At 63.6% G+C, this 21,566-nt stretch carries 22 protein-coding genes and 1 pseudogene; 13 read left to right on the top strand and 10 right to left on the bottom strand.

Going from position 1 to position 21,566, the window contains the following annotated elements:
* Positions 1–18 precede the first annotated feature (18 nt).
* The gene (locus AR689_RS06370) at positions 19–300 is read left to right on the top strand and encodes a hypothetical protein (protein ID WP_062068181.1); all 282 of its coding nucleotides are present in this window, start codon (positions 19–21) and stop codon (positions 298–300) included.
* Between the two features lie 71 nt (positions 301–371).
* Here AR689_RS06370 and AR689_RS06365 read toward each other — a convergent pair whose 3' ends face one another.
* A complete protein-coding gene (locus AR689_RS06365; protein WP_062068179.1) occupies positions 372–3,827 on the bottom strand; it encodes a DEAD/DEAH box helicase in 3,456 nt (1,151 codons plus the stop codon).
* A 165-nt stretch (positions 3,828–3,992) separates the two neighbouring features.
* On the opposite strand from AR689_RS06365, the gene AR689_RS06360 reads away from it, so the two are divergent.
* The 4 genes from AR689_RS06360 to AR689_RS06345 all read left to right on the top strand — a co-directional run bounded on the left by AR689_RS06360 (position 3,993) and on the right by AR689_RS06345 (position 7,567).
* The gene (locus AR689_RS06360; protein WP_062068177.1) at positions 3,993–4,841 is read left to right on the top strand and encodes a DMP19 family protein; all 849 of its coding nucleotides are present in this window, start codon (positions 3,993–3,995) and stop codon (positions 4,839–4,841) included.
* Between the two features lie 105 nt (positions 4,842–4,946).
* Positions 4,947–5,741, top strand: a complete 795-nt coding sequence (locus tag AR689_RS06355) for an ABC transporter permease (RefSeq protein ID WP_062068175.1) — start codon at positions 4,947–4,949, stop codon at positions 5,739–5,741.
* Positions 5,734–6,588 (top strand): ABC transporter permease, encoded by an 855-nt coding sequence (locus tag AR689_RS06350; RefSeq protein WP_062068172.1) that lies wholly within the window; start codon positions 5,734–5,736, stop codon positions 6,586–6,588. Before AR689_RS06355 ends, AR689_RS06350 begins: the two co-directional genes overlap by 8 nt.
* 1 nt (position 6,589) lies before the next feature.
* Positions 6,590–7,567, top strand: a complete 978-nt coding sequence (locus AR689_RS06345; protein WP_062068170.1) for an ABC transporter ATP-binding protein — start codon at positions 6,590–6,592, stop codon at positions 7,565–7,567.
* 91 nt (positions 7,568–7,658) lie between these two features.
* On the opposite strand, the gene AR689_RS06340 is transcribed toward AR689_RS06345, so the two are convergent.
* Positions 7,659–7,862, bottom strand: a complete 204-nt coding sequence (locus AR689_RS06340) for a hypothetical protein (RefSeq protein ID WP_062068168.1) — start codon at positions 7,860–7,862, stop codon at positions 7,659–7,661.
* A gap of 209 nt (positions 7,863–8,071) precedes the next feature.
* Between AR689_RS06340 and AR689_RS06335 the strand changes: the two genes are divergently transcribed.
* Positions 8,072–9,019 (top strand): type IV toxin-antitoxin system AbiEi family antitoxin domain-containing protein, encoded by a 948-nt coding sequence (locus AR689_RS06335; protein ID WP_062068166.1) that lies wholly within the window; start codon positions 8,072–8,074, stop codon positions 9,017–9,019.
* A gap of 87 nt (positions 9,020–9,106) precedes the next feature.
* On the opposite strand, the gene AR689_RS06330 is transcribed toward AR689_RS06335, so the two are convergent.
* Positions 9,107–9,625 carry a COG4315 family predicted lipoprotein gene (locus tag AR689_RS06330; protein ID WP_062068164.1) on the bottom strand — a complete coding sequence of 173 codons (519 nt, stop codon included), beginning with the start codon at positions 9,623–9,625 and terminating at the stop codon, positions 9,107–9,109.
* A gap of 144 nt (positions 9,626–9,769) precedes the next feature.
* On the opposite strand from AR689_RS06330, the gene AR689_RS06325 reads away from it, so the two are divergent.
* Entirely contained in the window at positions 9,770–10,267 is a 498-nt protein-coding gene (locus AR689_RS06325) for a sigma-70 family RNA polymerase sigma factor (RefSeq protein ID WP_062068162.1), read from the top strand.
* A complete protein-coding gene (locus AR689_RS06320) occupies positions 10,264–10,938 on the top strand; it encodes an anti-sigma factor family protein (protein ID WP_062068160.1) in 675 nt (224 codons plus the stop codon). Before AR689_RS06325 ends, AR689_RS06320 begins: the two co-directional genes overlap by 4 nt.
* Before the next feature lie 5 nt (positions 10,939–10,943).
* Here AR689_RS06320 and AR689_RS22660 read toward each other — a convergent pair.
* From AR689_RS22660 to trmB, 3 genes and pseudogenes are all read right to left on the bottom strand, one after another.
* A pseudogene (locus tag AR689_RS22660) lies at positions 10,944–11,464 on the bottom strand (type II toxin-antitoxin system RatA family toxin).
* Complete coding sequence (locus AR689_RS06310; protein ID WP_062068156.1) at positions 11,465–11,857, bottom strand: hypothetical protein; 393 nt, start codon at positions 11,855–11,857, stop codon at positions 11,465–11,467.
* Positions 11,858–11,878: 21 nt separating this feature from the next.
* Positions 11,879–12,784 carry a tRNA (guanosine(46)-N7)-methyltransferase TrmB gene (trmB, locus tag AR689_RS06305; protein ID WP_062068154.1) on the bottom strand — a complete coding sequence of 302 codons (906 nt, stop codon included), beginning with the start codon at positions 12,782–12,784 and terminating at the stop codon, positions 11,879–11,881.
* A gap of 115 nt (positions 12,785–12,899) precedes the next feature.
* Here trmB and AR689_RS22655 point away from each other — a divergent pair, with 115 nt between their 5' ends.
* The 3 genes from AR689_RS22655 to AR689_RS06295 all read left to right on the top strand — a co-directional run bounded on the left by AR689_RS22655 (position 12,900) and on the right by AR689_RS06295 (position 15,044).
* Positions 12,900–13,139 (top strand): DUF1272 domain-containing protein, encoded by a 240-nt coding sequence (locus tag AR689_RS22655; RefSeq protein WP_082697821.1) that lies wholly within the window; start codon positions 12,900–12,902, stop codon positions 13,137–13,139.
* Positions 13,136–13,696, top strand: coding sequence for a pyridoxamine 5'-phosphate oxidase family protein (locus tag AR689_RS06300; RefSeq protein ID WP_062068152.1), 561 nt, complete (start codon positions 13,136–13,138; stop codon positions 13,694–13,696). The genes AR689_RS22655 and AR689_RS06300 overlap by 4 nt, the downstream gene beginning before the upstream one ends.
* 70 nt (positions 13,697–13,766) lie before the next feature.
* Positions 13,767–15,044: a CynX/NimT family MFS transporter gene (locus AR689_RS06295; RefSeq protein ID WP_062068151.1), complete on the top strand. Its 1,278-nt coding sequence runs from the start codon at positions 13,767–13,769 to the stop codon at positions 15,042–15,044.
* Between the two features lie 74 nt (positions 15,045–15,118).
* Here the strand turns inward: AR689_RS06295 and AR689_RS06290 are convergent, their stop codons facing one another.
* Both AR689_RS06290 and AR689_RS06285 read right to left on the bottom strand, forming a co-directional pair.
* Positions 15,119–16,411 carry an MFS transporter gene (locus tag AR689_RS06290; protein WP_062068150.1) on the bottom strand — a complete coding sequence of 431 codons (1,293 nt, stop codon included), beginning with the start codon at positions 16,409–16,411 and terminating at the stop codon, positions 15,119–15,121.
* A 30-nt stretch (positions 16,412–16,441) separates the two neighbouring features.
* Positions 16,442–17,659, bottom strand: a complete 1,218-nt coding sequence (locus AR689_RS06285) for a M20 metallopeptidase family protein (RefSeq protein ID WP_062068149.1) — start codon at positions 17,657–17,659, stop codon at positions 16,442–16,444.
* 140 nt (positions 17,660–17,799) lie between these two features.
* Here AR689_RS06285 and AR689_RS06280 point away from each other — a divergent pair, with 140 nt between their 5' ends.
* Positions 17,800–18,837: an Lrp/AsnC family transcriptional regulator gene (locus AR689_RS06280; protein WP_062068147.1), complete on the top strand. Its 1,038-nt coding sequence runs from the start codon at positions 17,800–17,802 to the stop codon at positions 18,835–18,837.
* On the opposite strand, the gene AR689_RS06275 is transcribed toward AR689_RS06280, so the two are convergent.
* Positions 18,834–19,547 carry an SAM-dependent methyltransferase gene (locus AR689_RS06275; protein ID WP_502686008.1) on the bottom strand — a complete coding sequence of 238 codons (714 nt, stop codon included), beginning with the start codon at positions 19,545–19,547 and terminating at the stop codon, positions 18,834–18,836. The two genes, AR689_RS06280 and AR689_RS06275, sit on opposite strands and share 4 nt — an antisense overlap.
* Positions 19,548–19,592: 45 nt before the next feature.
* Positions 19,593–20,117 carry a redox-sensitive transcriptional activator SoxR gene (gene soxR / locus AR689_RS06270; RefSeq protein ID WP_082697820.1) on the bottom strand — a complete coding sequence of 175 codons (525 nt, stop codon included), beginning with the start codon at positions 20,115–20,117 and terminating at the stop codon, positions 19,593–19,595.
* Here soxR and AR689_RS06265 point away from each other — a divergent pair.
* Positions 20,116–21,513 carry an MFS transporter gene (locus AR689_RS06265; protein ID WP_062068141.1) on the top strand — a complete coding sequence of 466 codons (1,398 nt, stop codon included), beginning with the start codon at positions 20,116–20,118 and terminating at the stop codon, positions 21,511–21,513. The genes soxR and AR689_RS06265 overlap by 2 nt on opposite strands.
* Positions 21,514–21,566: the final 53 nt, after the last annotated feature.

The following is a 21,566-nucleotide window of genomic DNA, read 5'->3' as shown; positions in this document are numbered from 1 at the left end:
AGCGAGGGGCGGTTATCAGTGAAGACAAGCACTGTTTTTGAGTTGACTGAGCCGGACGCATTGCCAGTGCGATTCGTCCGGGCGTGGGAGTATTTTTCGGTGGGCGACGAAGTGGACGTGTGGCGGCCCGGACCTGACTCGTACACCGGCCTGGTGACTGATGTCAGGCGTGACGGCAGCGGAATCTGGGTCTATCTCAACGGCGTGGGCCGCCGATACTTCGACGTTGAGGATGACGTGCAAATTACCCGTCACGGCACTCAGGTACGTGCCATAAAGGAGGGTCGGGGGCCGGCGTGAAAAGGCAACCCGTGGCAGTCGCCGGAGCGGGACTGTCAGCCGGGTCGGCCCTCAGATGCTTGCGCCGGCGATTACTCCGCGAACAGCGCAGCAAGGTCGTCCGCCGTCAACGAGCCACCGGCCAAGGCATCGCCTTCCATCACGTCCGCGAACAGCTGTGATTTCTTCGCCTTCAACGCCATGACCTTCTCTTCGATGGTGTCCTTGGCCACCAGCCGGTAGACCATCACGTTCCTGGCCTGTCCAATACGGTGCGTGCGGTCCACGGCCTGGGCCTCGGACGCCGGGTTCCACCAGGGATCCAGCAGGAACACGTAATCTGCCTCGGTCAGGTTGAGCCCGAAGCCACCAGCCTTCAGCGAAATCAGGAACACCGGAGCGGCACCGTTCTTGAACTCGCTCACAACATCGCCGCGGTTGCGGGTGCTGCCGTCGAGGTAGCAATATTCCACGCCTTCGGCATCCAAACGCTCGCGAACCTTGCCCAGGAACCCCGTGAACTGGCTGAAAATCAGTGCCCGGTGTCCCTCCGAAATGAGGTCCTCCAGTTGTTCGAACAGCACGTCCAGCTTGGAGGACCGCACTCCGGACAGTGACGAATCCACCAACGACGCGTCCAAGCTCAGCTGCCGCAGCAACGTCAACGACTGGAAAATCGTGAACCGGTTCTTGTTCACATCATCGATCAAGCCCAGGATCTTCTGCCGTTCGCGCTGCAGATGCGTCTGGTAAACCTTTTGGTGCCTCGGGTTCAGCACCACTTCAAGGATCTGTTCCTGCTTGGGCGGCAGGTCCTTGATGACCTGCTCTTTGGTGCGGCGCATCATGAGCGGACGCACACGACGCCGGAGCTTGCCCAGCTGGGCGGAGTCGCCGTTCTTTTCCACCGGCTTTTGGTAATTCTCCGCGAACCGTTTGGGGCTCGGGAACAATCCCGGGGCCACAATGGAGGTCAGCGCCCAGAACTCCATGAGGTTGTTCTCCAACGGGGTACCCGTGATAGCCAGCTTGAAGCGGGCCGGCAGCTTGCGAGCGCACTGGTACGCCTTGGATTGGTGGTTCTTCACAAACTGCGCCTCATCGAGCATCAGCCCCGCCCATTGGAAGGAGGCGTAGGCATCGTAATCAATGCGGAACAGGGCGTAGGAGGTAATCACGACGTCGGCAGCCGCCAACGCTTCGGCAGGGGACTGGCCGCTCTTGGCAAAGGTTTCGCCGACGGTCCGTACCACCAGGCCCGGGGCAAAGCGCTGCGCTTCAGCCGCCCAGTTGCTCACCACACTGGTGGGGGCCACTACAAGGAACGGAGCCCGCGGGGTCACCTCGGAAGAATCACCCTGGGCAGCGGCAGCCGTTTCCGCAGCCAAGTCCTTCGCCGCACAGATCAGCGCGATGGCCTGCACGGTTTTACCCAGGCCCATGTCGTCAGCCAGCACGCCGCCGAGGCTGTGCTTGTACAGGAAGCTGAGCCAGTTGAAACCTTCAAGCTGATACGGACGCAGCTCAGCGTTAAGTCCCGCCGGGAGGGGAAGCCCGGTCACGCCGTCGTCGAGCAGTCCACCCACGGCCTCGCGCCACGCGGCGGCCTGTTCGTCCACGATCCCCAACTGCGCCAGCTCGTCCCAGAGGCCTGCCTGGAAGCGGCTGATCTGCAGGGTGCCGTCCTTGTTGTCCGGGTTGTCCTGCAAGGACCGGGCCTCGTCAATCAGGGCCCGGAGCTGGTGCAACTCGGGAAGATCCAGTGAGAAGTAGGCGCCGCTGGGCAGCAGCATGCGGCTCATCCCGGCGGCAAGCGCGGAGAAGACAGCAGCGAAGGACACGGGTTCGCCTTCGAGGGTGATCACGATGCCGAGGTCGAACCAGTCGCCGCTTGCCGTTTCCTTCGTGGAAATGGACACCACGGGCGCTTCGGCGGCCTCACGGTAATCGGCGATGTCGCCGGAGGTTTCCACCACCACGTCCGGCAGCTCCTTAAGCGCTGGCAGCACCTCTTCGGTGAACGCCAGTGTGTCCAGGCCACTGAGCTCAGCGGAGGCAGCTATTCGGGGCGCACCCCAGCCGCCCGTTGCCGATTCGGCGAGCGCGGGCACCACGTCCCACGGCCTCCCCAGCGACTCCAGGATCCGGGCTTCTTCAAGGTCATCGCGGTAGCCGCGGTCGTCCGGGTGCCGCCACAAGGGCTGGGCGGTGACAAGGGTGCCCGATTTGTAGTGCCATTCCCAGTGCAGCCGCACTTTGTGGTCCGTGCCGTAGTTGGCCAGCAGTGACAGCGTGGGGACAGCCAGCGTGGGCAGCTCCACCGATTCATCCGCAGCCTGCACGGGCGTGGATTGCCGCAGCTTCGGGTAGAACGAGGTCAGGAACCGGCTTTCGTCCTCCGCCGGGATCTGAAGTGTGTCGCCGTCCATGACGAACTCCAGCAACTCATCACTGATGCCCCCGTCCATAGGGGCGAGCGTGATGAGGTTCTTCTGCTGGGGCACGCCCGGCAGGGTTTCCCCGGAGTGGGTGAAGAAGATTCCGTTGGCCGGCTTGCCCAGGAAACCCACGGATCCGGGATCCACGGCTTCCCCACCCAGGGTCACTGACGGCGCGAGCTGCAGGCCGCCGTCGGGCGCTTCATGTTTTGCGGTGTCCGGATGGGTGGCCAGGCGCGCCAAACTGAGTCCGACGACGGCGGGTTGCGTCTCGACGCGGACAGGCTCGCTACCGGCGGAGTGAATGAGCGGGATGCCGGCTTTGGTGGCCTCCGCGAGGAGGGTCCAGAGGTTTTTGGCCGCGAAATCGTTCAGGCTCAACCACATGGCCCCGGAGGGTTGCTGCCGGCCGTTGCTTGAACCGTGGGCAGCCAGGAAAGTCTGAAGCCATTCGACGTGGACCTCGTTGAATTCACGCCGGAAGCTGACATAGCTGAGGTTGTTCCAGGAGACGTCGCCGCGGATCCATTTGCCCTTGGCGCCCATCATGACCGGGCGCGCTTTGAGCTGGCGGACACTGCGCAGGGGATCGCGTCGGCCTGTGTAGGAGAAGTGGGCCGCGGGCTCTTCCACTTCGAACTGAAGCGCCAGCTGGATGCCCGCAGCGCTGGGTGCTGTGCCGGGCTTGGTGATCAGCCTGTTGAGGGCTTGTTCCCAGGCAGGACGGGCGGCACTGCCCTGTTGCCCTGAACCTGCGCGTGACGTCTGGATCCCGGGGGCCTGGGAGAGGAGCTGGGCGCGAATGGTGGGGTGGTCCTCCGCAGTGAAGAGCAACGCGGCCACATGCTTGCAGTCCTTCCGGACCGGGCAGCTGCAAATACCCACAGTGCAGCTCCAGCCGCTGGGCTTGCGAACCAGTTTTGCCGACGTCGAATACGGCTGCGGACCGGTGCCGCGAACCTTGCCCATCAGGAGGCCCGTGGCGGCGTCGAAAGTAATACCGTTCACGCGGCTGCCCATGGCATAAGCCAGTCCGGCCGCGAGCGAGCGGTCCGTGATGGCAGGAGTCTGAATGGCCAGTTCCCAGTTTTCGTCTGTGTGGGACGGCATGCGCAGGGCTACTTTCGGCAGGAGGATATCTGTTCAATCTTAGTCAGCAGAAAACGGCTCCCAAACTTCGCCCTCCGTTAACCTCATCCTCGATTGCTGCGCCGCTCCCGCGCGTACGTTGAAAGGGTCCGGAGCACCATCAGCTTTCAGCAGTGAGGATTTCCCATGACTACCAACGAGTACCCCGTTGTCCTGAACAAGACCAGCTTTGAAGCCGGCAATGCGGACGTGGTGGATTCCAATGTCAACGTGGTGAACCACATGTACCAAGAGCTCCTCAACAGCGACGAAATCGCCACCGCAGCGCTCAACAGCTACTTCGTGGATTTCTACCTCACCCAGGCACTGTCTGGCGGCTTTGCCCAGTATGTCTTCACCGCGCCGGAGCGTGAAGAAGTGGACGCCTTTGTGCGGGCAGGGCTTGCGGGAATGGGCGCCGTCCGCCACCTTGAGCTGTTCGACCGGACCGCAGCTGCCTTTGATGCGTTGAGCGAGGATGAAGCCGAGGCCTACCTCGACGGCGAACTGGACGAGTCCGACACCCCGCCAGCTTCCGTGGCCGCCCTGGACGAGCTCGACGGCGAGTTTGAAGCGCTGCTGGAAGAAGAGGACATCATCGAACTCAGCGCCGCATACCTGCGCGATCAGTCAGCCCTGCTGGTTCTCTCCGACGAAGAAATCGAAGAGCACATCGCCCAGCGCGTCGCGCAGATCCCTGACCTGGCCGAGCGTCAGGCCGAAGCCGACGAAGAAGCCCTCGCCAACGCCCCCGAGTTCGAGGTCATCATCCGCGAACTCTGCGATGTTGCCGGCTACGCCCTCGAAAAGATCACCATGGGCGACCCCAACTACGAGCACGACGGCGTCAAGACCCTCGCCTGGCACTTCTCCACCGACCACGGCGACTACCTCATGATCGAGGACGACGACGAGGCCTTCATGATCCACCCCGAGACCAAGGAAATCATCGCGGCCGTCGAGTTCGAAGAGTCCGAGGAATTCGCCGACGCGTAAGCCTTCGTTGCCGAGATCGCCGGAACGCTGCAGGATCGCCGGATAACTCCAGCGATCCCGACGCGTTCCGGCGAATTCGGCGAAGCCCGTGAGTAGACTCGTCCGGTGCGTGCGTATTGGGAACTGGCCAAGTCATCATTCCGCCGCCATTCCACGTACCGTACTGCCGCCGTCGCCGGTGCTTTTACCAACTCGGTCTTCGGACTCATCCGGGCGTCGCTGCTGCTAAGCGCCATTACGACGGCGGGTGGCGCCATCGGGGGATACTCGGCCATGGAGGCGGCCACTTATGTGTGGCTGGGGCAGGCGCTGCTGGCACCTTTGGGGCTCTTCGGGACCGCTGAGCTGGCCAATCGCGTGAAGTCGGGGGACATCGCCGTCGACCTTTCCCGGTCCGTGAACCTGACGGCGTCCTATTGGGCGCAGGACCTGGGCCGTGCCGCTTTCGACGTCCTTCCGCGCGGCCTGCCGCCACTTATTGTCGGTGCCTTGGTGACGGGCCTGTCGATGCCGGGTAGTCCTGGACCGTACGTGCTGGGATTCGTGTCGATCCTCGCTGCCGTTTCCCTGAACTTTTTGGGCTTCTTCGCCATCAACCTTTTGTCGTTCTGGGTGCTCGAAATCCGGGGCTTCTGGATGCTGTACATGGTGGTGATGAACCTGTTGTCCGGGTTCCTGGTCCCGGTGACGTGGTTCCCGGGGTGGCTGCTCGATCTCGCCCGGGCCACACCGTTTCCGTCGATGCTTCAAACCCCGGTGGACATTCTTGCGGGCAGGACCGACGGCGGTGAGAGCCTGGCGATGGTTGGCATCCAACTTCTGTGGCTGGCTGTGCTGCTGATCATTGTGCAGATGATGGTTCGCTTCGGTTCGCGGCGGTTGGTGGTGCAAGGTGGCTAGCCCCCGTGCACTCCGTTCTGGTGCAGGCCGCGATCCCCACGCCCCCGTCACCAACCTGGTGCTCCTCAAGCTGTTGGTCTCGGCAAGATTGCGCTCGCAACTCGCCTACCGGGGCAGCTTCCTCTCCGACGTCGCGGGCCAGATCCTCTTGGGACTCACGGAGTTTGTTGAGCTCTACGCGATTGTCCACAACGTCTCCTCGTTCGGCGGGATGACCTTTGCGCAGACCCTCTTGGTGTTTGGGCTCGCATCCGTAGCGTTCGCGCTGGGTGACTTGCTCCTGGGGGAGACCGACTCCATGTCCGAGACCATCAGGTCCGGGAAGCTGGAGGTGCTCTTGGTGAGGCCCCTTCCCGTGCTGCTTCAGCTGGCTACCTCCGACTTTCAACTCAGACGCGTGGGCCGATTGATCTTCGCGCTGGCGGCCTTGGCCGCGGCCTTACTGTTCGCAGACATCGCGTGGGATCCAGCCAAAGTAGTACTCGCCCTGATCACGCCGCTGGCTGGCGCGGCCATCTTCTGTGCTCTCTTCCTCGGCGCTGGAGCAATGCAATTCTGGATTCTCGACGGAAGGCAGTTCGCCAACGCGTTCACCTACGGGGGACGGTATGTTGCCTCCATGCCCGGAGCGGCACTGTTCTTCCCGATCCAGATCTTCTTCACGTTCGTCATCCCCGCAACGCTCGTGGCGTACGCACCCAGCCTGGTCATTCTCGGACTCGACGGACCGGCCGGAATCCCTGCATGGACGGGCTGGCTGGGACTGCCGGCCGCCGTCGTCCTCAGCGGACTCATGCTGCTCCTCTGGCGGGCAGCCATCAAAAAGTACACCGGCGCAGGAGGCTGATATGCCCATCATTGAAGTGGAAGAACTGAGCCGGGAGTTCCAGGTCATGGAGCCCGCGGGAAGGTTCCGCCGACGCAAAAAGACCGTTCATGCAGTCCGGGGGATCGATTTCATCGTGGAACCGGGGGAGGCTGTGGGCTACATCGGAGCCAACGGTGCCGGCAAATCCACCACCATCAAGATGCTGACCGGTGTCCTGGTGCCAAGCTCGGGACGCGTGAGCGTGTGCGGGTTCAACCCTGTGCCGCAGCGTAAAGCGCTGGCCCGGAAGATCGGCGTCGTGTTCGGGCAGCGCTCCCAGCTGTGGTGGGACCTGCCCCTGCAGGACTCCTACCCCATCCTGGGTGCCATGCACCGCATGCCCGAAGCCGATTGGAAGCCACGGTTCCAGGAACTCGCCGGGCAGATGGATTTGGGGGAGTTCCTCACCACGCCCGTCCGGCAGCTCTCGCTGGGGCAGCGTATGCGCGGCGAGGTGGCCGCCGCCCTGTTGCACCGGCCGGAACTTATCATCCTGGACGAACCGACCATTGGCCTGGACATGATCAGCAAGGAGAAACTACGGCAGTTCCTGGATGCGGAGCGCCGGGAGAACGGCACCACCCTGCTGCTCACCACCCACGACATGAGCGACATCCAGCGTTTGTGTCAACGCGTCCTGGTAGTCGACGACGGCGCCATCGCCTACGACGGTCCGCTCACAGGTTTGGCTGACGTCGCCGGAGCCGTGCGCACCATGGTGGTTGACCTCGCCGCCCCCGTGCATTCGGCTGATCTGTTGTCACTGCCTGACGGCGCCGTGCACCAGGGCATCGAGGCGGAGGGAATCCGGCACAGCGTTTCCTTCGACCCCCGCAAACTCTCTGCGGCCACTGTCCTTGCCGCCATCTCCAGCACAGCTGAGGTAGCTGACTTGTCCTTGCACGAGCCGGACATCGAGCATCTGGTGCGGCAGCTGTATGGGAGCGCGCGGCTGTGATGCCTGTGCCTTCGTTGCCCAGATCGCCGGAACGCTGCAGGATCGCCGGGTAACTCCAGCGATCCCGACGCGTTCCGGCGATCTCGACGCGCTAGCTTGCTCTGGCTTGCCGGAACTTGATGAAGCCCCAAATGATGCTCGCCTGCCACAATGTCAGCAGGCCGATCCACACCCAATCCGTACCGTGGCCGAACGCGTACAGAATCATAGCCACTACTCCCAGAGCCCAGGCCACCTCTTGGATGGCAAGGAATCGCAGGCTTGGCGGATTCGTGTTGGTTGTCTTCTGTGCCATGTTCTCTCCCCACTGAGTAGCCTGCAAGTATAGCGGACCCGTTCACCGGCCAGTCTTGCGGCATGGACCTTCGAACTCGCCCCAAAGCTGCGGCGGCGTGTGCAAAACATCGGCGAATTCGCCACTTTCCCGGGTCCTCGGCACTGTACTGTCCACATAGCAGGGCATCCCCCTTCAGCGACTTGATGTGTTGTCTCCATGCTGAATCGATGGATCCAACATCAACTCACCCTCCCGCCATGACTGTCTCCGATCTACCCGTGAGCGGGTACCTGTGGAGAACCGACGAGTTACTCCGGTTCGGTCTGAACAGTCGACGAATCAAGAAACTAGTGGACTCCGATGTGCTTTACCGCTTGAGACATGGCTGCTACGTCAGGAGTGACAAATGGAGCGCCTTGGGTCCTAACAGGCGGGCTATGGAACGTATTATGGCGCACGCTCATGGAACCCTGACGTCGTCGACAGGTGGTTTGGTCTACAGCCATTTGTCGGCGGCACGACTCCATGGGCTGTTCGTGTGGGGTGTTGATGACAAAGTTCATGTCCTTCACGCCGCCAGGCCTTCCTCTGACCGTTCGGGCAAGGATGTTCGTGGGCACACGGAAACCTTTACGGAAGACGATGTGGTGGTGGTTCGGGGACTGCGGGCCACCACGTTGGAACGCACCGTTTTCGACTGCGTCAGGATGCTTAGCTATCCCAAGGCGCTCGTGATCATGGACCACGGGTTGCGGTTGGGTGCCAACATCAGCGCCCTTGCTGACATGGCAGCAGTCTCTGCCGGAAAACGAGGTGTCCGCACGTTGCGAAAAGCCTTGGACAATGCGGATCCACGGTCCGAGTCTGCCGGTGAGACGCTGACCCGTGAGTTGTTGCAGAGGCTGCGCATCAAACCCCCACAGCCACAATTTGAGGTCCAGTCCAGACTGGGGCGTCATCGCATGGACTTCGCCTGGGAAGAGGAAAAACTGGCCTTGGAATTCGACGGGCGCACCAAGTACTTCGATTACAAATCCACGGACGAGGTCATTTTTCAGGAACGGCGTCGCGAGAAAGTACTCATGGAGGAAGGCTGGCGGTTCATTCGGGTCGAGTGGAAGGACCTATTCAACGAACGCGCTTTCAAGGAACGTATCCTGCGGGCCTTCAGGTGATGGGCCGGACCGCGAGGTCGCGGGAAACCTGCGTGGCCGCAGGGAAACGTACGGCGATCTGGCAGGCTTCCCGCGACCTCGGCGGCGTTACTTGATCATTTCTCCGGTGGGGCTGACGAGATACCAGACACCGCCCACGCCCTGGCCGGTAACGTCGCCGGGAGCCTTGTCCTTGGCGTAGTAGTACAGGGGCATGCCGTTGAGCGTCACGTGCTTCTTCCCGTCAGGCGAAGCAATGGTTCCCACAGACCCGGTGACGCCATCAACAATGGGGGCGTCCGACGTCGTGGTGAAAATAGGCCACGCGTCCAGGCAGGCCGCTGTGCACGCGCTGGTTCCCGAGTCCTTGACGTCCTTGGTGAAGAAGTAGAGGCTCATGCCTTCGCCGTCCACCACGATCTGACCTGCACTGGAGGATGCAACCATCATGTCGGCACCGGAAGCAGCAGTGGTGCTGGTGGCCGATGCGCTGGAGGCAGGTGCCGCAGAGGAGGCAGCGGCGGGAGGAGGAGCGGACGTAGTGGCGGTTCCCGGGCTGCCGCCGCACCCTGCCAGAGCGGCGGTCAGGATCAACGCACCGAGTCCAAAACTGAGTGGTTTCTTCATGTCTAGCTCCTTTGACGAGCCGGCCGGGATGGACCGGCGCTAACCCCTATGACGCCGTCGGGGGAAGAATGGTTCACGAGGCTGAACCTTTTCCTTGCAGGCGTCGTCGTATAAGCGAAAGGCAGCGGAACGAGGGAGGTGGCTATGCCGTTGGACGAGGACGTGGTGGCCGCGATGTACCGCGACCATGGCACGGCTCTGAAGCGCTTCGTTCTGAGTTGCACCTCCGATGCCCACCAGGCCGATGACGTCGTGCAGGAAACCATCCTTAAGGTGTGGCAGCATGCCCCGCAGATCACGGGAAGCCTGCGGAGCTACCTCTTCCGGACGGCGCGGAACGTCATCATCGATAACTACAGGAAGGCGCAGCGCCGCCCTTCCGAATCCGGCGAACAAGACCTCCCGGACCATCCTGCGAGGGAGCGCGTTGACGAACTCCTCAACCGGGTCCTCATGGAGGAAGCCTTGCTCCGGCTCAGCCACGAACACCGCGAGGTCCTGGTGGCCCTGCACTACCAGCGGTTCACCGTCAGCGAGGCAGCCCTGCAGCTGAATATCCCGGCGGGAACCGTGAAATCCCGGGCTTTCTACGCCGTGAAAGCCCTCCGAACAATCCTTGACGAAATGGGGGTGGAACGATGAACGGCAACTCCGTCCACCAATTGCTGGGCGCCTACCTACTGGGTGGCCTTGAGCCACAGGAGGCGCGCTTGTTTGAAGACCACCTCGCCGCTTGCGCCCAATGCCGCCACGAATTGGAGCAGCTGGAGAGCCTGCCGGCTTTGCTCGACGCCGTTCCCGCCGCTGATGCGGTTGCCCTCACCGTCGCCGGGGGTGCGAACGGGCTCTCGCCTCTGGAACCGAAACCCGAGGTGCTTCCCGAGAACGTCCTGGTGGACTTGTCCGTCCGCAGGCGGAAATCACGACGCCGGTGGGCGGCTTTGGTGGCTGCGGTGGCCGCTGCCTGCCTGGCTGTTGGTTTTCTCGCCGGGCCGCTGGTGAACCAGCCACCGAAACCGGATGCGAGCTACTCGGTGCAGTCGGACAGTGGATTGCAGCTGACCGTGGGCATGGTGAAAAAGAATTGGGGCACGGAGCTCGAGGTTGAGGGCCGGTCCATGCCGCTGGAAGGCACCCTGTATCTGTGGGTGAAGGGCCGGGACGGCGCCGAGGAACGCACCTGCGGATGGACGGCCACAGCCAGCGGCCGGATCAAGATCACAGGTGCCACGCCGGTGCAGTTGGCTGGCATCGCTGGTGTTGAGCTTCGCGATGAGGCTGAGAAGACGGTGGCCTCGATTTCGGTGCCGTAGCGGGCTTAGTGCTCTGTGACTCCGGCGCCAGTGCCGGTGCCAGGTACGCCTTCGCCTTGCGAGCGGAGTTCTGCCACGAGTGCAGGATCCTCGCAGGCCCGGGCGAACGCCTCAATCCGACGCTCAATTTCCCGGCCCAGGACCAGCCGCCGATCCTCTCCGCCACGGGCTTCAGCAAAGCCGGCCGGCAGGAAAAGGTGTACTTCCAGACTGCCCGCGTGCCGCCGTCGTCCGGTGTGAACCGCCAACCGCCACCGAAATTCTCAAAGAACCAGGGCCCGGACACCATGGTCATGCCCACATTTTTGGGAGGCATGTAGGAGACATATTCGCTCACCATTTTCAGGCCCATGCGGGACACCGTTCGCGTCCTGACGCCTTTGCCCGCTGCAGTGGCTCCATCCAGGAATCCCTGTTCAGAGATGAAGGGGTCCCATTTCAGCCGGAACTCGCCGGTGGTCTGGGAGAGGGCGAAGGCCGTTTCCGGATCCAGCCGGATGAACCGCTCGGCGCGCACCTGCGGCATTTAGAACCCCTGACCTGAGCCGAGCACCAAGAACACCATGAAGACAATGCCGAAGATGTTGACCGCCATGATGGACAATCCGATGATGCCGGTGATGCGTCCTGCGTTCATGCGGCCGGCACGAAAGACGGCGATCAGCCCACACACCACAGCAACAATGGCCAGCAGCACCGCAGCCCCCGCCAGGACAAGCGCACCAAACCACCACGCATCGTTGCCCTCGTTGTAACGGCTCATGGCAGATGCCACGGCGGCGATGCCCAACGGGATGCTGACCACCGCGGCGATCGGCGAAAGCACGGCAGCGACGATGCTCGTGATCCCGGCGCCCAACCCCCGGTTGCCGGAACGTTGCGGTTGTTGGTAGTACTCGATCGGTGGCTGATAACTCATGATTCCCCCAAAGTCCGGCGGCTAGATCTTGCGGTAGGTGAGGTCGAAGATCATGCGCCCGGCCTCGTGGGCTTTGTTCTCAAAGCTGGTCCGGATCCGGCCGTCGAACCGCGGAGCCCAGCCGCCTTCATCATCCACGCCTTCGTTCGGTCCGGTGTGCTCGGTACTGACAGGCGCGCGGCCTTCCCTGACGGGCGCACCGCCAACAACAGACTCGACGCCGGACTGCCACACCTGCGTCAGGGGGCTCTCCTCGCCGCTGCGCTCGCCTTCGTGCATGTTCTCGAACTCGGTGGATTCTGCCAGCACGTCGCGGACGTGTACCGCGTAGTTGGACCAGTCGGTTGCGATGCGCCAGTAGCCGCCCTTTTCGAGCGCTTTGGCAGCCACCGAAGCGAAGGCAGGCTGGATGAGGCGGCGCTTGTGGTGCCGTGCCTTGTGCCAGGGGTCGGGGAAGAACACCCAGAGTTCGCTGACTGAGCCTTCGGGAAGCATTGATTCCAGGACCTCAGGGGCGTTGGCTTCCACCACCCGCACGTTGGTCAGCCCGCGGCTGTTGATCTTGATGATGGTGTTGGCCAGGCCCGGGGTGTAGACCTCTACTGCGAGGAAGTCCTTGTCCGGGTTCTGCTCCGCGGCATGAACCACAGCGTCACCCAGTCCGGAGCCAATCTCCACGATCAGGGGTGCCTTGCGTCCGAACACAGCCTCGGCGTCGAACGTGTAGTCGGGGTGAACGGACGTGTTGGCCACGTGGCGGGGGACTTGGATGGCCCAACGCTCAGCATGCTCTTCCCAGGCCGCCTGCCTACGCCCCTGCAAACGGGTGCCGCGGCGCACAAAACTGACCGGCCGGCCACCATAGGTGCCGAAGGAGGCTTGGCTGCCGGGGGTGACGGGTCGAGGGGTATCTGGGGTTTCACTCATCACCTCCAGAATACTTGGGTTCGGATGCGAGGATTCTCTGCGTTCCGGATCAGACGATCAGCCCCGGTCCGCGGCCGTGCCGGGGGAGTTGTGCCCCTGTGGGTAGAGTTGCCTGATGCTTGAGATCCGCCCGAATTGTGAATGCTGCGACCGTGACATCCTGCCTTCCGGCGAGGCTTACATCTGCACTTTTGAGTGCACGTGGTGCCCGGACTGTGTTGCTCGCTTCCCCAACAGGTCCTGCCCGAACTGCGGCGGGAACCTCCAGCTGCGCCCGATCCGTCCCGCGGCCGCTTTGGTCAACAATCCAGCCAGCACCACGCGGGTTGTGTCTCCTGATTGTCTCCGTAAATGAGCACAAGCGCGGAGACGCTGGAGCTGGCCCTCGGTTCCTTGGTGGCGGCCACGGAGGGGCGCACCCCTTTTACGCTCGGTTTCCTGGGCACCACGGGAACGGACGGAGGAGCACGGGTCCGCGCGGTCATCATCCGGGAGGTGGACCGCGCCGCTGGCCGGGTCATGGTGGCCACCAATTCCTTGTCCCTTAAGGTCGCGGAGATTGGCCATCAGCCACGGGTGGCACTGACCTTGTACGACGACGACCGCGGGGTTCAGCTGCGCATCTTGGGTAACGCTGAGGTGGTCACCGATGAGAGCGAGCGACGCCGGGCCTGGGAGCGGTTCAGCCCGAACAGCCGCCACCTTTATGCCTCACGGCTTGTTCCGGGCTCTCCTCGCCCGGATCAGCCAGTGGATGGCCCGGGTGACGATGCGATGGCCATGGAGCGTTTTGCCTGGATCAGTATCGACATGACGGATCTGGATTGGCTGGACCTCTCAGGCGATCCCCACATCCGCTGGCAGTTCACTCGTGACGGCAGCACCTGGCGCGGACAGGAAATCGTCCCCTGACATCCGGTCACATCCCGGGCACTGGCCGCCGGCTGGGGCTCGGTAAGCGCCTGCTGACAGAATAGGACGTGTGACCTCCTCCAAGACCCCCGGCTACCCAGAGAAGTCAGTCCTCCCTGAGATCGCGGTGGACGCTGAGATCGACGAAGAGCCGGCCCCGGATCCCACACAGCTCCGCGGCAAGAGAGGTCTCGTTTACCTGGGTATCTGCCTGGTCCTGATAGGCCTCAATCTTCGGACAGTCTTCTCGAGCTTCTCTGCGGTTCTACCGGAAATAACGTCCGACGCCGGCCTACCGGGCTGGTCGCTGGTGGTCCTCACCACGGTGCCGGTGACCTTGCTGGGCGTCTTCGCACCCCTTGCCCCCAGTCTGGCCCGGAGGTTCGGTGCGGAACGGGTGCTCCTCGGGGCTATGGCTGTGCTTACGGCGGGCTTGCTCCTGAGGCCCTTGGACATCCCGGGAATAGGACACCTCCCTACCCTCCTGGCAGGTACCGCGGCCTGTGGAGCGGCCATCGCGTTGTGCAATGTGCTCCTTCCGGGGGTCGTCAAAAGGGATTTCCCGCACCGGCTTGGCCTGATGGGCGGCCTCTACACGACGGCGATCTGCGCTTCGGCCGCCCTTGGCGCGGGGTTCACGTATCCGGTGTTTACGGCAACCGGCCACTGGACCTCGGCTCTGTGGTTCTGGGCGGTGCCGGCCGCCGTCGTACTTTTGCTGTTCCTGCCGTTGGCAATCCGCCAGCCATCGGTCAAGCACCAGGCCGTCCACGGCGGCGTGAACGTGTGGCGGTCAGCCGTGGCCTGGCAGGTGACCATGTTCATGGTGCTGCAGGCCATGATGTCCTTCAGCGTGTTCGCGTGGATGGCGCCGATCCTGCGAGACCGGGGGATCGACGGGAGTACGGCCGGGCTGATTGTCTCGGTGTCGATTGTGCTTCAGATGCTCGGCTCGCTGTTTGCCCCGGCGCTGGCCACGCGTTTCAAGGACCAGCGGATCATCAACATGGTGGTGGCACTCATGACGGGTGGCGGGTTTGCGCTGACCATTTTTGGCCCCACGGAGCTCATCTGGGTGTGGACCGGACTCAATGGGCTGGGCCAGGGTTCGCTCACCGCGGTAGCGCTGACCATGATCATGGTCCGCACGCGTGACGCCCATACTGCCGCGCACCTGTCCGGGATGATGCAGGGCGTCGGGTATGGAGTGGGATCGGTGGGCACGCTGTTGGTAGGCCAACTCCATCAGGCGACGGGCGAATTCGCGGCCGCTGGAATCCTGTTCCTGGTGGTTGGTTCGCTGGCGGCATTCTTCGGCTACCGGGCAGGCCGCGACCGCTTCGTTTAACCCAAGTAGGTAGCAGATCAGGTCGTTCCCAGCGCTGAGAACGACCTGATCTGCGACCTAGTTGGGGGAGGGGGCTAGACGGTGAGGTCCTTGCCCTTGGTCTCCGGGATGGAGAAGGCGAACGCGATGCCCACCAGCAGCAGGATCACGGCGTACACGTTGAACAGGTAGCCCTGCCCGATGCTGCCGAGCCACGTCTGCAGGTACGGGGCCGTGCCACCGAAGACCGCGACGCAGATGGAGTACGGGACGCCGACGCCGATGGTGCGGATGTGCGTCGGGAACAGTTCCGCGTAGACGGCTGGGACGATCGAAGCGCTGCCGGCGATGAAGAACAGCATCACGGACATGGACACTGCGAGCTGCCACGGGGAGTCCTTGAGCAGCCACGTCATGGGGAAGTGCAGCAACGCGGCGCCCGCGGCTGATGCGATGATCACGGGCCTGCGGCCGATGCGGTCGGACAGTTTGCCCCAGAACGGCAGGGCCGCAATGAACACCACGTTGGCGATCACACCAGCCCAGAGCGCTGCGCCCCGGTCCATTTTCAACGAGGATGCAGCGTAGCTCGGCGCCACCACACCCCAGATGTAGTACACAACGGTCAGGCCAACCGTGAGACCGATAACCTGCAGCGCCTGCTTACGGTACTTGATGATCTGCGGCAGGATCGGGAGCCGCTTCTCGTTGGGAGCTTCAGCTTCGAACGCCTCGGTTTCCTTCATCTTGGCCCGCATGAACAGGGCGTAGATGCCCAGTGCGCCGCCGATCAGGAACGGGATGCGCCAGCCCCAGTCGTTCATTTCTTCCTTGCTCAGGACGCCCGTGAGGATGGCACCCAGCAGGGTACCGGCCAGGATTCCGGCAGTGCCGGACGTGTAGATGAGGGTGGCCCAGAAGCCGCGGTGTTCCTTGGGTGCCATCTCGGACAAGTACGTTTGCGACGACGGCAACTCACCACCGTGCGCCAGGCCCTGGATCAGCCGGGCCACCAGCAGCATCACCGAAGCGAAGACGCCTACGGACTGGAACGTCGGCGCGATGCCGATGAGCAGGCTACCCACCGCCCCTAATGCCACAGCTACGGTCATGGACGTCTTGCGGCCGATCCTGTCGCCGATCCAGCCGAACACGAAGCCGCCGAACGGGCGGGCAACGAACCCGACGGCGAAGATCGCCAATGTGGACAACATCGCCGAGGTGGGGTCCGCCTGGCTGAACAGGGCACTGGCGATGAATGGCGCAAACGTTGCGTAAATGGCCCAGTCGTACCATTCAACGGCGTTGCCGATGCCGGTACCAACCAGCGTTCGCATGTGCGACTTGTGGACCTTGACGTCCGGGGACGTTCCTACGGTGGCGGTCATGTGGTTCTCCAAGGTGGGGAGGGGCTGGGGTTAGTTGCCGGCGAGGGCAGCGATGCGGGATACGGCAAGTGAGGCGTACAGCGCGGCGCCGTCGGTGAGGACGCCGTCGTCGAACAGTGCGTACGGGGAGTGGTTGAACGGCGACGTCGTGTGGTCGGCGCCGGGGGCAACGGCACTAAGTCCCACAAAGGTGCCGGGGACTTCGGCGAGGACACGGGAGAAGTCCTCGGACCCGCTCAGGGGAGTTGCCATGCGGGTGTGCCGGGATTCACCGAACATTCCGGCGATGACTTTCTCCGCGGTGGTGGTTTCGTCGTCGTCGTTGATGGTGAGGGGGTATTCCTCTTGGTAGTGCACGTCCGCCTCCAAACCGTGGGCTGCCGCGATGCCGTGCAGAAGCCTGGGTACTGCTTCCATCATCTTCCGGCGGGACTCTTCGGAGAAGGTCCGGATGGTGGCCTCGATGCGGGCGGTCTCGGGGATGACGTTGCGCTTGGTTCCTGCGTGCAGCACACCGACTGTCAGGACTACGGGATCGAACATGTTGAACTGGCGCGTGACCATGACCTGGAGTGCGGTGACCATCTCGGCAGCGGCGGTGACGGGGTCCTTGGCTGAGTAAGGAGCTGAGCCATGGCCGCCCGCGCCAAGCACGGTGACAACGAGTCCGTCCGAGGAGCTGAGCATGACGCCGGGCTTGGTGACGAACTGCCCGTGCGGTTCCAGGGAAGAGAACACATGCATTCCGTAGGCGGTGTCAGCGCGACGACCGGCGGCATCAAGGACACCCTCCTTGATCATGTAACTGGCTCCGTCGAAGCCTTCCTCGCCGGGCTGGAACATGAGGATCACATCGCCGGCCAGCTGATCGCGACGCTCTGCCAGGAGGGTGGCCGCACCGGCGAGCATGGAGGTGTGGAGGTCGTGACCGCAGGCGTGCATCGCGCCATCCACACGGGAGGTGTAGTCCACGCCCGTGGTTTCCTGGACCGGAAGTCCGTCCATGTCCGCTCGCAGCAAGACCACGGGCTTCTCGGCCGACGCGTGATCCGCGCCGCCCCGCAGAACGGCGGTGACCGACGTCGTTTCCTTGCCAAGGGTGATCTCGTACGGCAGCCCATCCAGCGCCTTGAGTACCTTCTCCTGCGTGCGGGGTAGCTGCAGTCCGATTTCGGGTTCACGGTGGAGGTCGTGGCGGAGGCGGACGATGTCGTCCCGCAGTTCCTTGGCGTCAGCCGCGATGGTCATAAGGGCTCCTGTGGTGCTCGGGGATGGGTTCCTTATGCCATTCTGGGGTGATGTGATTCACATGCCGTGAAACATCTGGAAATATGCATTGATTCTGCATAAAGCACAGGATTTATGCAGCTATCTGGGAGAATTAGCTCATGGAGCTCAGTGAAGAAGATCTGCGGCTGATCAACGCCTTACAGATGTCGCCCCGGATCAGCTGGTCCGACGCCGGCGACGTCCTCGGCGTCCACGCCACCACACTGGCCACCCGGTGGGAGCGCCTGCGGGCGGCAGGCGCAGCGTGGACCACCGCGCACCTGATGGGCGATCCCAAAGACATGTGCCTGGCCATGGTGGACATCGACTGCGAAATGCACCTGCGGCCTGGTGTCACCGCCGCTGTTGCCCAGCTCCCCGAGGTCATCACCGTGGAGGAAGCCGCCAGCAACCGCGACCTCACGCTCACCGTCATCACCCAGGACCTGGAACAGTTCAGCACACAACTGCTGCCCAGGCTCAAGGAAATCCGGGGCCTCACCAAGTACCACACAGCCCTCTGCACACGGATCCACACCAGCGGCTATGCGTGGAGGCTGAACGTGCTCAGCAAAGCCGAACAACAGGCACTCCGGGCGCTCGCGGGACCCGAGTCGGCCAACCCCTCAGCACCCGACGCGATCGTGGTCCCGCTCCCGGAAAGCCATCTGGCGCTCATCCCGTTCCTCGCCCGCGACGGCCGCGCCACCGCAGCGGAAATTGCCCGGGCCCTCGGCCGCAATCCAGCAACGGTTCAACGGCAACTCGGTCGTGTACTGGCCAGCAGGATGTTGTCCTTCCGCTGCGAAATTGCCCAGCAGTTCTCCGGGTTTCCCATCACCGTGCAATGGTTCGCGAACGTTCCCGCCGGCCAGCACGAGGCCGCTGCCACGGAACTCAGGGCCATCCGCAACGTCCGGTTCTCAGCTTCCACCACAGGCCGGACCAACTTCACCATGATCATGTGGCTGCGATCCCTGGCCGATGTCATGGAAATGGAGCTCACCATCCAGCAGCGGATCCCGGGCATCGAACTGGTGGAGAGCGTGGTCATGCTGAACACTGCCAAACGGGTGGGCTGGATGCTGAACCCGGACTCCACCGCCACCGGAACAGTGGTGCCGCCCTACGGGGAACTGCTGCCCCACGGTGTTTAGGCGTGCTTCCTCGCCCTCAGGACCGTGTCCAGGGTGGTGCCGGACTCGCCGTTGGGCCCTTCAATAGTCCGCGCCCTGTCCGTGAGGACCTCAACAAACCACGGCTCGCGATCCAGCCGCAAGGCACCCGCCAACTGCTCCGGTGTGAAGAACATGCCGGACTCGTGGTGATGGCTCCACGGAGGGAGACCGTGGGGGTGGTGCCCCACGATCAACAACGTCCCGCCGGGTGCCACCGCGGCAGCGGCTTTTGTTGCCGAGTCCCGCCACGGCAACAACGGGGAATGGAGGAACTGGGCCGAGACCAGATCGAACACCGGTTCCGGCTCCCACTCGGTGAGGTCCTGCTGCTGCCACGTGATCCGTTCCGCCTGCCCGGCTTCCGTTGCATGCGCAGCTGCGCGTTCAAGCGCGACGGCGGACACGTCCAGCGCGGTGACGGTCCAGCCCTGCTGTGCCAACCAGATAGCGTCGCCACCTTCCCCTGAGCCCAGGTCCAGCGCCTTCCCGGGTTCCAGTCCAGTGGCCTCGGCAACCAGTTGAGGGTTCGGGTTGCCGCTCCAAATTTTGGCGCGCTCCCGGTACATGCCGTCCCACATGTCCACGGCATTGTCCGCGTCCTCATGAAGGTTCAGGCCGCTCTGCTGAGCGCCATCGTGGGTGTGCTGACCGTGCTGGTGAGCGCCGGCGTCGTGCGTCTTTTCAGTCATAACCCAAGCGTGCCGTGGCGCTGCGTTCAAAGGCAATGCCTGTTGCTATTCCGGCAAAGTCCAGCGCTGGGCGCCCGCGCCGGAGGCCCCGAGTTCGTCCGACGGGTTCTGCAGCGTGCAGGACTTCAGGCTCAAGCAGCCGCAGCCGATACAGCCGTCGAGGTCGTTGCGCAGGTGCTGCAGCGCAGCGATGCGATCGTCCAACTCCTTGCGCCATCGCAAGGACAACCTGGCCCAGTCGCGCTTGGTGGGGGTCCGGCCGTCAGGCAGCGAGTCCAGCGCCTCGCGGATGTCCTTCAACGGCAAGCCCACCCGCTGGGATGTCTTGATGAACGCCACCCGCCGCAGCGTGTCCCGCCGGTAGCGCCGCTGGTTGCCGGCCGTTCGCTCCGCTTCGATGAGCGCGTTGCGTTCGTAGAAATGAAGGGCCGACGCCGACACTCCGCTCCGTTCGGACAGCTCACCAATAGTGAGGGGCCGGTGCGTTTCGACTGGCGGCATGGGTCGCTTTCGGTGGGGTGGGCGGTGGATTGACCTCAACATTAGTTGAGGTTCTAGGCTGACGTCCATGACCTCTGACACCTCAACGGCCGGGATACTCCACCGTCCATACCTGCTTGCCACCGTGGGGGCTTGCGCGCTCGTGTTCCTGAGCGCCTTCGAGTCCCTCGCGGTGACCACCATCATGCCGCTCGTCAGCCGCGACCTGGACGGAGCCAGCCTCTACGCGCTGGCTTTCGCAGGCCCGCTGGCTACGGGCGTCATGGGCATGGTGGCGGCTGGTAACTGGTCAGATCGTCGTGGTCCCGCGGCGCCCCTGTACTCCTCGGTTGCGTTGTTCGTAGCTGGCCTGCTCATTGCGGGCACGGCCGGGACAATGGAGATCCTGGTACTCGGACGCTTGGTGCAGGGCCTTGGCGGCGGTGCGATGACCGTTGCCCTGTACGTCCTGGTGGCCCGCGTGTACCCGCCGGCGCTGCACCCTAAAATCTTTGCCGCCTTCGCAGCCTCCTGGGTGGTCCCTTCCTTGGTGGGGCCGTTCGCTGCGGGTGTTGTGGCCCAGCTGAGCAGTTGGCACTGGGTGTTCCTCGGCGTTGTGGGCTTGGTGGTGCCTGCTTTGCTGATGGTGGTCCCGGCTGTGCGGGGGATGGATTCCGAACCCGCTGCCGAGCCCGTCCCATGGGCTTTCGGTCGGATGGGCTGGGCGGCGCTCGCCGCCGTCGCCGTCCTCGGACTGAACCTCTCCGCTGAGGTGCCGGGCTTCGGCGGGGTGATTGCCGTCGTCGCGCTCGTCCTTGCCCTGATCGCGGTAAAGCCGCTGGTACCGCGCGGAACGTTGACCGCCCGACGCGGACTGCCCAGCGTGATCCTGGTCCGCGGCCTGGCCTCGGCGGCGTTTTTCGGGGCCGAGGTGTACCTGCCATACCTGCTGACGGAGCGGTACGCGTTCACCCCCACTTTTGCCGGGCTGACGCTGACCGGAGCCGCGCTGGCGTGGGCCGGGGCATCGGCCATCCAAGGGAAGCTCGGTGCGCGGCTGGCGGACGATCTTGCCGTCAAGATCGGCGCTGCCTTGGTGCTGATGGCCGTGATCTCCACCCTGGTGACCGCAGCATTTGCCCTGCCCGCAGCCGTGGCCATTGCCGGGTGGATCCTGGCCGGCGGCGGCATGGGGCTCATGTACCCGCGGCTCTCCGTGATGACGTTGGCGCTCTCCACAGAGGAAAACCAGGGCTTCAACAGTGCGGCCATGTCCATCTCCGATTCCCTCGGTGGCGCACTGTCACTGGCTGCAACCGGGCTCGTGTTCGCGGCCTTTACTGCCGGCCCCTTCGCTGCGGTCTTTGCGCTGACGGCCGTGATCGCCGTCGTCGGGGTTGTCATAGCGCCCCGGGTCGCCGCCCGCAGGCCCGATGCGGAAACCGCGAGCGCCGCACCGGAGCTCTCACTCACCCAACCCAAGTAGGTAGCAGATCAGGTCGTTCCCAGCGCTGGGAACGACCTGATCTGCTACCTACT

The sequence above is a fragment of the Arthrobacter sp. EpRS71 genome (assembly GCF_001512285.1).
In the GTDB taxonomy this organism is placed as follows: domain Bacteria; phylum Actinomycetota; class Actinomycetes; order Actinomycetales; family Micrococcaceae; genus Arthrobacter.
Note: the sequence above shows the minus strand (reverse complement) of the source record. Positions and strands in the feature narration are given on the sequence as shown.